The sequence below is a fragment of the Mesorhizobium sp. CA8 genome, from assembly GCF_020164955.1.
In the GTDB taxonomy this organism is placed as follows: Bacteria; Pseudomonadota; Alphaproteobacteria; order Rhizobiales; family Rhizobiaceae; genus Mesorhizobium.
Genome location: NZ_JAIUHG010000009.1, coordinates 108,732 through 119,187, shown reverse-complemented (window position 1 = coordinate 119,187; position 10,456 = coordinate 108,732). Strand labels below are relative to the sequence as shown.

Genomic DNA, 10,456 nt, shown 5'->3' with positions numbered 1-10,456 from the left:
CACCGGCCGCGCCATGCGACCACTTGCGTCAGGAGAGAGGAAAAACAGATTTTGAAATTTGATGCAACAAAATTCAGCCGCCGGGTTGTTTTTTTGCGTCCGCTCGATTCCCGGTGATCAGAGACGAGAGGCGGCGGTAACCGCTGCGAATATCGTTCTCGATCGCCGCCCGGACCGCCGCCGCGTCACGGTCGTGTAGGCCGCGCAAAGCCCACAGATGGTTCGAAACACCCGCTCGCGACAAGGCGAATTCCGGGTAGAGATCATTGAAGGCCGGTCCCATGCGCAGCCACAAGGACTCGATCATGGAGACGAGCTGGCGCATTCCCGAGCGGCGATAGATCAGGAAATGGAAGTCCTTGTTGGCATCGAGCACCTCGCTGTAGCGCGCCTCGTCAAGGCCACGATTGATGCGCTCCTGCAAACGCTCCAAGTCACCGATTTCCTCTTTGGTCACCCGGGTGGCGGCCTGCTCGGCGGCCAACCCTTCGAGGGCAAGGCGTATTGCGGTGATCTCATCGAGGTCCGGCAGGGTCAGACTGGGCACAACCACGGTCTTCGGGCCGGTATTGACCAGCCCTCCCTCGCCGATCAGCCGTGTGATGGCATCGCGCGCAGGCGTCGTGCTGACTCCAAGCACCTCGGCGACCGAACGAAGCGTAAGCTTGGTGCCGGGCCGCAACGCCCCGCGTATCAGCGAATCCTTCAAACTCAGATAGGCGCTCTCACCAAGGCTGCGATGCCTGTCGATGGGCGCCAAGTCGTTGGCGAGCGCTTCGTTCCTTTGCTTTGGCGCAGCAAACATCAGTGAGCCTGTCCCTTACCCGTCCGGAGAGCCGGCGGCCTGCGGTATCGAATCGCATGTTCTTTCGGCCTCAACTTATTCCCGCAGCAGGACAGCCGCCAGAAAATTACAGCCCGACCGGCCTTGCCTATCTTGACGCGAATGTGAAAAGTTTGTTACACCAAATTTCATACTTCATAAATGCGCAACAGGCGCAGGCTCGCTGGCTGAAGGAGGACATCGTGGCCCTTGCGACGTCGATGAACAGGCGCGGAATGCTGACGCTTTCTGCAGGAGCGGCTCTTGCCGTCGGCGCCGGCGGCGCGCCCGAGCAGACCGTCGCCGCCCCTCTGGATGGCCTCGTGGATCGCGCCCGCAAGGGCGGGGAACGAGAAGTGGTCGTGGCGGGCGGCACCGGTGCGTATGGCGATCTTGTGAAGAAGCACTTCTACAGCCCCTTCACCGAAGCCACCGGCATCGAGGTGGTGGCCACCGGGGGCGGCTATGGCGAGAAGCTGGCCAAGTTAAAAGCCATGGCATCCGTTGGACGGACGGAATGGGACGTCATCACCCTTTCGATCGACTCCCTCACCCCGGACGTCACCAATCTCCTGGAGGACCTGGGCAATTGTGCGGACCTGCCGGACGTCGCGGCGCGAGGGGTCGCCGGCTCCTGCCTGGGCAAAGGTGTCCTGTTCGACATCGGAGGCGGAGTGCTCGCCTTCGACAAACGCAGTTTTCCCGATGGTCAGCCTCAGCCGGCGGGCTGGGCGGACTTTTGGGATGTGAAGGCATTTCCCGGGCCGAGGGCGCTGCCAAATGTCGGCAATCCGTGGTGGAACTTGATTGCAGCGCTTGAGGCCGATGGCGTGAGCCGTGGTCAACTGTTCCCGTTGGACGTCGATCGAGCTTTCCGAAAGCTGGATGAGATCAAACCCCATGTTACGGTATGGTGGAAAAGCGGCGACCAGAGCCAGCAGATCTTCCGCACGGGCGAAGTGGTCATGGCCATGCTGTTTTCTGGTCGCGCCTTTCGGCTGCGCGCAGAAAAGTTGCCGCTCGCAATCAGCTGGAACGGAGCGCCGCTCGATGCTGCGTTCTGGGCAGTGACCAAGGGCGCACAGCACCCCAATGCCGGCCTGGCGCTCCTCGACTTCATCTATACGCGGCCCGAGGCACACGCGGCATTCGCACTTGAATCGTTCGGGTCGACTGCCCAACGCGAAGCCGTCGCGTTCCTGCCCGAAGACGCACGCGCATTGAGCGTCCTTCAGCCCGCCAATTGGTCTCAGATCATCCAAGTCGACCGTGGCTGGCTGGCGGCGAACCGCGAGGCGGTCCTGGAACGCTGGAGCACGTGGCTTGCGAGCTGAGTGCACCTGATTGCCAGTGCAAGACCTTAATGCCGAAGGTCTTCGCACTTTTTAGTTTTGGCAAAATGGCTGAACGCGAGGAACCTGGGAGGTAGCTGGGCGGTGGATGGCATGAATGTATCGGTCTGGGGGCTAGGCAAGCGGTATGGTTCGGTTCGGGCGGTGGAGGAAATCTCCATGGACGTTCGCGCGGGCGAGTTCCTGTCACTCCTCGGTCCGTCAGGATCAGGCAAGACGACGCTCCTGATGATGATTGCCGGTTTCGAGATGCCCAGCATGGGCAAGATCTCGATCGGCGATCGGGATGTGACCTATGTCGTTCCCAACCGGCGCAATGTCGGCATGGTGTTTCAGCGGTATGCGCTGTTTCCCCACATGACGGTGGCCGACAACATCGCCTTTCCGCTGCGCATGCGCAAAGTTCCAAGGCAGGACGCAACGCGCCGCGTTTGTGACGCCTTGGCTCTGGTACAGCTTGAGGGGTACGGAAAACGCCTGCCGAGCGAGCTGTCCGGCGGGCAACAGCAACGCGTCGCGGTGGCGCGCGCGCTTGTGTTCGAGCCGCCCGTGCTTCTCATGGACGAGCCTTTGGGCGCGCTGGACAAGAAGCTCCGCGAGCAGATGCAAATCGAGATCAAACGCCTGCAGCAGCGGCTCGGCGTGACCGTCATCTACGTGACACATGACCAGGAAGAAGCGCTTACAATGTCCGACCGCATCGCGGTGATGCGTGACGGCTCATTGGAGCAGATCGGCTCGCCTGCCGAACTTTACGACGGGCCCGCCACGCCGTTCGTCGCCGATTTCGTCGGCAAGACGAACTTTCTGGAGGGCGAATGCCGAAGTTACAACGGGACTGGTCTCGAGATCGGCATTGGCCAAAGCGGGTTCATTCGACTGGTTCAGTGCCCACCTGCCCTCACGGTTCTGCCAAAACCCGGCGATCGAGTGCGCTTGGCTGTGCGACCGGAGCAGATACGCTTGCTCCGCCCTGGGGAGGCAGACGGCCCAGCGCTTGAGGGCGTTGTCGAGACTGTCATTTTCGTCGGCTCGTTCCGCACCTTCCTGGTTCGGCTTCCGGGCGGAGAACTCGTCCATGTTCAGGTCCATGCGGACCACAACGCTTCGCATCCTGGCGAAGGCGACCGCGTCAGTTTGGCCATTCCGGGCCATGCAGTGCGCGTTTTCGGCCAGGCGAGGTGCTGACGATGCCTGCGACACCGGTCATGAGACGCCCCTTTCTTCGCGGCAGTCCAACATCGTCAAGAGAGTATGGGCGAACGCCATCCCTCCTTCTCGTAACGCCGCTTCTTCTGCTCCTTTCTGGCGGGTTTCTCTATCCCGTAGGAAAGCTGTTCTGGGGCAGCATCTTTGCGCCTCAGGCCACGCTCAAGCATTACCTGCGCATCGTCGAGGAGCCGCTATACCTCCTCGTCCTTTGGCGGACGTTCGAGATCGCATTCATCGTCACGGTTCTGGCCCTTCTGCTCGGCTATCCCGTTGCGCTGGCCATGGCACGGGTCTCCGGGCGCGCGGCAACGCTGGTCGGCGCCTGCGTGCTCATACCTTTGTGGACGAGTGTGCTCGTGCGGTCGTATGCGTGGATCGTCCTGCTCCAGCGCAACGGAGTGGTCAACAGCAGCCTCCTTGAGGCTGGATTGATCGAGGCGCCACTGCAGCTCCTTTATACGCGAGGGGCGGTGGTCGTGGCGATGACGCAGGTTCTGCTGCCTTTCATGGTGTTGCCGATCTACTCCGTGGTCAGCAGCATTCCCGACGATCTTACCAGGGCGGCGCGCAATCTCGGCGCCGGCGGTCTCCAGGCTTTCCTTCGAATCACGCTACCCCTGAGCCTCCCTGGGGTCGCGGCTGGCGTGCTCATCACCTTTGTTCTGTCGCTGGGATTCTACATCACGCCGGCGCTCGTCGGCGGGCCCAGCACGCTGATGATGTCGACCTTGATCGGTCAGCAGACGACGGAACTTCTGAATTGGCCATTCGCGGGCGCGCTATCGGTCGTCCTGCTGCTCGCGACACTTTTGCTGGTGGTCGTGTTCCGGCGTGCGTTGGCACTCAACAAGGGGTTCAAACTTGGCTGACGCAGACTTGGTTCTTGCCGAACGCGCAGTTCGAGAAAAGCGCGGCATGCGAAACGGTCCGGCCGTGGTTGTTGCCGCGCTGGCGATCGGGCTAATCCTGTTCTTCCTTCTTCTGCCCACGCTCATCGTCGTCCCGATGTCGATCGGAACCTCGCCCTATATCGAATTTCCGCCACATGGCCTGACGTATAAATGGTACGAGGCGTATTTCAGCGATCCGGACTGGATGGCGGCGACCTGGTTCAGCGTTCGCATTGCCGTGGCCACTACAATTTCGGCTACAGTGATCGGAACGCTTGCCGCTGTCGCCCTGGTTCGGGGCCGCTTGCCGGGCAAAGAGTTCCTGCAGGCGTTGACGTTGGCTCCGCTGATTGTGCCCCATATCGTCATCGCCGTGGCGCTCTATCTTTTCTTCGCTCCCCTCGGCCTGGTGGGGAATTTCTATGGGTTTGTGATAGCCCATTCCATGCTCGCGGTCCCCTATGTGGTGATCACGGTGAGTGCCGCCCTGCAACGCTTCGATGCGAACCTCGAACTTGCAGCGCTCAACTGCGGCGCCACGCGAATACAGGCCTTCTTTCACATCGTGCTGCCGAACATTGTGCCCGGCGTTGCCGCTGGCGCGGTCTTCGCCTTCCTCGCCTCATTCGATGAAGCGACCGTCGCTTTCTTCATTTCGGGCGTCGAGGGCAAGACGATTACCCGCAAAATGTTCGAGGACATTGATTTCAATCTAACACCAGTCATCGCGGCCGTTTCGACTGTTCTGACGCTGGTCTCTCTAGTCCTCATGAGCACGATCGAAATTGCGCGGCGGCGAAGCGACCCTGATCGCCGGGGATGAGGCCTAGGCGGTTGGCTTCTCGCGTCGAGAAGGAGATAAATTGTGCACCCAGCAATGCCATCACGCCGAGCCGACGCACAACGCTGGCCAGACGCGAGCGCGTCGACCCCTCGACGCATTCTTGTTGGACGCCTGTTTCATGAGTCGCACAGTTTCAGCCCGCAGATCACTGCAGGTGAGGCTTTCGAAATCAAGGATGGCGAGGAATTACTTGAACACGCACGGCGCTCTGGAACGACGCTCGGCGGCATCGTCAAGCGGGGAACGGAACTCGGGTACGAGGTGGTGCCGACCGTTTCGGCAGTGGCTCCCCCTGGCGGCCTGTTGGATCATCACTTCTACATTCAGCTCCGGGACACGTTGATAGCTTCGGCTCGCCAGAAACGATATGACGCCATAGCCCTGGAATTGCATGGTGCAATGGCGACGACCGAGCTGCCGGATGCCGACGGCGATCTTCTTGTTCGCTTGCGCGAAGCAGTTGGACCCGATGTCCCGATTGGCATCGGTCTTGACCTGCACGCCCATGTTACGCCGGCCATGCTCCGCTCGGTCGAGATCTGCATTGCGTGCAAGGAAAACCCGCATTCCGATGTGGTTTCGTGTGGCGAGCGGGTCGTCGAATGCCTTACGGCTGTGCTGGATGGGATGTTGGAACCGGTCCTCACGATGGCCAAGGTGCCCATGATCCTGCCTGGAGCCGCCGAGACTGGCGCCGGCCCGCTCGCCGAGCTCCACGCACGTGCGCGGGCCATCGCCGCGGCCCATCCGGAGATCTGGGACATATCTCTGTTCAATGTCTACCCCTACTCGGATGACGAGGACATGGGGCAAGCGATTGTCGTGCTGACGCATGGTCCGAGCCAGCTTGCGCAAGCAGCGGCAGCGGAACTCGCCCAGCGTTTCTGGGCCTGGCGCGAGCGCTTCCGAGATAGTCTTCCCGCGATCGACGAGGCGCTTGATGTCGTTGCGCGAGTCTCTGGCCGGCGTCCGTACATCCTCGCTGACATGGGCGATCGGGTTCTGGCAGGGGCGCCCGGCGACAGCACGGCCATCCTCGAGCACGCGCTGGATCGAGGCGGCTGTCTTCGTGGCGCTGTTCCCGTTACGGATCCGACAAGCGTCGAAGCAGCTGCGAAGGCTGGCACAGGCACTCGAGTTACGCTCGACATAGGCGGGCGGCTCACGCCAGGTTTCGCGCCTCTCAGCGTTTGCGGGGTGGTTGCATCAATTACCGACGGTCGCTTTGTAATAAAGGGCCCGTTCGGTGCCGGCGAAGAAACGTCGCTCGGCCGCACTGCGGTGTTGGTTATCGATGACCGGCTGAGCATCATGCTGACGAGCAAGCCGGGCTTCACGCATGATCCGGCGGCGTTTGCGAGCCAGGGCATCGATATGGCCAGCCGGGATTTCGTCGTCGTGAAATCTGGATATCACTTCAAACTGAATTTCGCCGGGATCGGGACACCGCTCGGTGTCGCGACGCCGGGGATCGGGTACTACACTCCCGGGCTGCTGCACTGGAAAAGAGCGCGGATCTGGCCTGAACACGAGGTCCCTGAACCTCAAATCAGGGCTGTCGTATACTGCAGGTCTGTCGAAGCGCACGCTGGATGAGAGCAGAGAGCTGAGGCGTCAGCCATCCGCGACTTCCTTCAACCGTGCCAGATGAGCACGACAGACCTCTTCGACAAGCCTGTGGAGTTCGCCGGTACGCTCGCCGAGCCAAACGAGGGCTTCTTCGCTGATCGCGTAATGCTTGGAATACCGCGCTTTGACATACGCCTCGTTCAGCGTGTTGAACCAGGCACGATAGCGTTGCTGGTCGCGCGGCCAAGCTTCGGCAAGTCGTCGTTCCCGCTCTTCCGCCAAGGCCCGCAGGAAGGACAACTTGTGCGACGGCGGGCTGTAGTTGGTCAGCACCAACAGAAGTGCGGCGTAGGTGTTCTCAATCGCCTGATGCAGCTCGAAAGCGGCGTGCTTATAATCTTTCTCGCGAAGGCAAAAATCGAACACTCTCATGAATGACTTGGTTTGCTGAAGTCGTTCGTCGAAGTGCTCTTTCGCAGTGTCATAAGCGTCCTTCGGAGTGAGCGGCCGGGGATCGGCCAGCGGCTCGTCGTCCAGCTCGTAAAGCACGATCCCATCGCGTCGGATGTCAGTGAAAAAATACTGCCCCTCGCGCAGTGCTGTATTCACCTCGCGTCGCGAATGTACGATGAAATTTGTAGGCGTGTTCACGCCCCGATCGCGATCGAGGCGATCCTTTGCTTTGTACCAATAGGCGAAGTCGGCCAGCTTGCGATTATTCACGACGATCAACAGGTCGTAGTCCGAGCGGTAGCCTTTCATCGTATGCGGCTCGTCGACCCAATCGCCACGGGCGTACGAGCCGAACAGGACCGTCTTGAGAATACGACCCTTCTTCTTGAATTCGCTCGAACTGTCCGCCAGCGCATCCTCGAACTCCTCATGGAGGATATCCATGATGCGACCCAGTTCGCGCTGCTTCTTCTCAGGCAAATGATCGATGCTGGTCTTCATCATCGACGCTGAAATCCTAATGTTTTATTGATCAGGGATGCGTCCCCGATCCATTTCATTGCAGTGCTAACGGAAGGTGGCGGGCAACGGCAATGGCCATTTCTGACCACTGAACGTTGCCTGATTTGGGCCGAGCTACACAACCCTTGCTCGCTGAATCGCACAGCTCGAAACCGTGCAGCCAGGCTGTTTCCACCCCGACATGTCCCATGTGAGGAATTTCCATACGAGCTCTTTCAATTTTGCTCCAAGATGCTCATCGGCTGACGCCGCGCGCGCGGTCCATGACGCGCCTCTGCCGCTCAGAAATCGTAGCTCGCCTGACCGGCCTACCGGGTGACTGCAGAACACAGGCCGTATCGTTCGCACGAGCATTCACGCAATTGCTGACAGTGACTTTGATCGATCGAAAGCCGCTTTCGTCGTGCGGCGGCGAACGAGACGCAGGAGTTCATCCGCCGGCATGAGCATCGAGAGCGCCGCTTCGGTAATTGTCCAACAACAACGGAGCTCGATTCTGCGCAAGTTGGCTAGATCGGCAGTGCCGGCTGGCATGCGAGACACTATGCAGATGCGCCGGGCTCGCTTCTGGAGGGCTAAATGACGGAAGCGTAGTGTCGGAGTTCGGCTACGGTTTTGGTGAGTCCTTGCCGTTCAAGGGTGTCGAGGTATTCCTCTGCCGTTCTAGGGGGATTTTTCAAGCGCGCGCGACACCGTTGTGCTGCCACAACAACGGCGGCTGTATTCAGGCCAAATTGGTGGAACAGAAATTCATCCGGGTGCAGGAGCTCTAGCTGGTACTTGGCAAGATAGTCTCGCGGAAAGTCTTTTAGGTTGAACGTGATGATGGCGTCACATGCCGCGTGGATGGCGGCCGCAAGAACGTGTCTGTCATCACCGTCAGGTAGCTTCACACCTTCAATCAAGTCCTCATAGCCTTCAACGGTACAGTCAGGCACCGCTTGGTTCATCAGTTGCTTTGTCCGCAAAAGCTGTTCCAGCTTGAGGTCTTCACGATCCTTAAGGACGTTGCGGATCCATTCGTCGTGGATTTTTTCAGTCCATTTCGCACGAAACAGCCCTCCCGCTGCAAGCTCCATCAGGAAGTCTCGCAGCGGGGCTGGGTACAATACACAAGCGTCGAGAATGACCGTGTAACTGGATTTCCTAATAGCCCATCCCCAACTCCTGCGCTTGGGCCGCGAGTTCGTCCATCACGCGCTGGCGCTCCTCCTCAGTTGACTTACGGAAGGCCTCCAAATCGCGGAATTTTACCCGTCGATGAGTTCCTACCATATGGAACTTCACCTTACCCTCCTCGAGGAGACGAACAAGATAAGGTCGTGACACGTTCAGGTAGTCAGCAGCTTCCTGAGTGGTCAGTTCGGCATGGATTGGAAATAGGGTAACGGCGTTACCCTGGGCCATTTCAGTCAGCAAATGATAAAGGAGATCATTCACTGCCTTAGGCAGGCGCAGCATCTCTCCGCCATCCACTTGTACGCGCAATTCCGCGCCTTCGTGTTTAGCTCTAGAAAGCTGGCGGCTGGCCTGCGCAGCCAATTCGGCATCGTCGGCCGAAGGCAATATCGGTCGTTCGAGCAGCGTAGTCATGGTCGTCTTCCCTATGTTTCACGGATATAGCACCGCGAATCAGCAATCGCAATATCCGAAATAACCGAAACAAGTGAACGAACCGTCACCCCTTTTGTTCCTATCCTATGGTCGTCCGACCTGACCGCCCTATCGGGTAGAACCTTTGCATAAAAGTGTCTGGCGGAACGTCCACTCTCGAGCAGCATCGGGTGAGGGGCGGTGGGCACGCCGAAAATTGCCCTCGTTCGCGACCGCAAGGAAGACCCGAAGATGGCGCAGTTCGATCGACACTTTTGCTTCTCTCTGCCCGCTACTCCTGCAGAATGCGAACGACGGCCGTTACCCCGCGCTCCGTTGAGCGCCAGTTTGACGCGATCACTATGAATGGGCCAAAAGACCGGCCCGGCGTGGCACCGCTCGTTTTAGGCCCGAAAGCTCCACCTTACTGCAGCCCCAGCCTTTTCTTTAGCTCTGCGTTTTCCTTGCGCAGGCGTCCCGCAAGCAGATTCCTCAGCCGCTTGTTTTCTTCCTCGAGCGCCAGAAGATCCTTGAGATCGTCACCGGCTTGCGCAGGTGCGGCAGCTTTCTTCTTCCATTGATAATAGGTCTGCTCCGATGTGCCTGCCTGCTCTACGGCGCTTCTGAGAGTGGCGCCGCCACTAATCAGCTTTTCGATCTGGCTGAGTTTTTGCGCACGCTGCTCCGCGGAATAGACCTTACGGGCAAGTCGAACGGGTTGCGGTGTTTTAACTTCGATTGACGGTGTGGCGCCATTCTTACGGGCAGTTTCCCTAGTTTCTGCCTTTGCGTTTCGCGGGCGCCGGGTTTTCTTCTTGTCGCCTGGCGTCGCAACGCCTTTCGCGGCGGCCTCTACTGATTCAGCTTGTTCAGGATCTACCATGTGACGCTCCGCCTCTTCTTTTTGAACCGGTTCAGCATTAACGGCCACGAAATTGGAGTCAATAAGCTCTCGGCTCGGCTCATTGATCTCCTCGAGTTTCCTTGCTGTCTCGGCGAAAGCTGTTGACAGATCGACACCAGCCCAAATGGAATGACTGCCTTTTTGATGGCTGCGCTTCTGTCTGACTTCGACAATGAACGGTCTGGGCTGACGCCTCATAAGTCCTTCCTTATTTATACGAGCTGCAATAGAAGCCACTTGCTGAATATGATTGGCGTCTCAGGCGCTTCCATTGCGGGCGCGGAGCTTTACCGG

At 59.2% G+C, this 10,456-nt stretch carries 10 protein-coding genes; 5 read left to right on the top strand and 5 right to left on the bottom strand.

Translation table 11 applies throughout. The annotated features are described in order from the left end of the window. Window positions 1-73: 73 nt before the first annotated feature. Window positions 74-805 carry a GntR family transcriptional regulator gene (locus tag LB553_RS12770; protein WP_224513648.1) on the bottom strand — a complete coding sequence of 244 codons (732 nt, stop codon included), beginning with the start codon at window positions 803-805 and terminating at the stop codon, window positions 74-76. 2 nt (window positions 806-807) lie between these two features. Between LB553_RS12770 and LB553_RS12765 the strand changes: the two genes are divergently transcribed. The 5 genes from LB553_RS12765 to LB553_RS12745 all read left to right on the top strand — a co-directional run bounded on the left by LB553_RS12765 (window position 808) and on the right by LB553_RS12745 (window position 6,717). Then, window positions 808-2,157, top strand: a complete 1,350-nt coding sequence (locus tag LB553_RS12765; protein ID WP_224513645.1) for an ABC transporter substrate-binding protein — start codon at window positions 808-810, stop codon at window positions 2,155-2,157. A gap of 102 nt (window positions 2,158-2,259) precedes the next feature. Then, window positions 2,260-3,363 (top strand): ABC transporter ATP-binding protein, encoded by a 1,104-nt coding sequence (locus LB553_RS12760; protein WP_411962170.1) that lies wholly within the window; start codon window positions 2,260-2,262, stop codon window positions 3,361-3,363. A gap of 20 nt (window positions 3,364-3,383) precedes the next feature. Beyond that, window positions 3,384-4,256, top strand: coding sequence for an ABC transporter permease (locus tag LB553_RS12755; RefSeq protein ID WP_224513643.1), 873 nt, complete (start codon window positions 3,384-3,386; stop codon window positions 4,254-4,256). Window positions 4,257-4,302: 46 nt separating this feature from the next. Next, on the top strand, window positions 4,303-5,100 hold the full coding sequence (locus LB553_RS12750; protein ID WP_224513750.1) for an ABC transporter permease: 798 nt from the start codon (window positions 4,303-4,305) through the stop codon (window positions 5,098-5,100). Between the two features lie 42 nt (window positions 5,101-5,142). Further along, entirely contained in the window at window positions 5,143-6,717 is a 1,575-nt protein-coding gene (locus LB553_RS12745) for a M81 family metallopeptidase (RefSeq protein ID WP_224513641.1), read from the top strand. A gap of 18 nt (window positions 6,718-6,735) precedes the next feature. Here LB553_RS12745 and LB553_RS12740 read toward each other — a convergent pair whose 3' ends face one another. The 4 genes from LB553_RS12740 to LB553_RS12725 form a co-directional block, all read right to left on the bottom strand. Next, window positions 6,736-7,644 (bottom strand): nucleotidyltransferase and HEPN domain-containing protein, encoded by a 909-nt coding sequence (locus tag LB553_RS12740; protein WP_224513749.1) that lies wholly within the window; start codon window positions 7,642-7,644, stop codon window positions 6,736-6,738. Between the two features lie 596 nt (window positions 7,645-8,240). Further along, window positions 8,241-8,792 (bottom strand): PIN domain-containing protein, encoded by a 552-nt coding sequence (locus LB553_RS12735; RefSeq protein ID WP_224513748.1) that lies wholly within the window; start codon window positions 8,790-8,792, stop codon window positions 8,241-8,243. Between the two features lie 19 nt (window positions 8,793-8,811). Further along, window positions 8,812-9,258, bottom strand: coding sequence for a helix-turn-helix domain-containing protein (locus LB553_RS12730; RefSeq protein ID WP_224513639.1), 447 nt, complete (start codon window positions 9,256-9,258; stop codon window positions 8,812-8,814). Window positions 9,259-9,682: 424 nt separating this feature from the next. After that, window positions 9,683-10,360, bottom strand: a complete 678-nt coding sequence (locus tag LB553_RS12725) for a transposase (protein WP_224513637.1) — start codon at window positions 10,358-10,360, stop codon at window positions 9,683-9,685. Window positions 10,361-10,456: the final 96 nt, after the last annotated feature.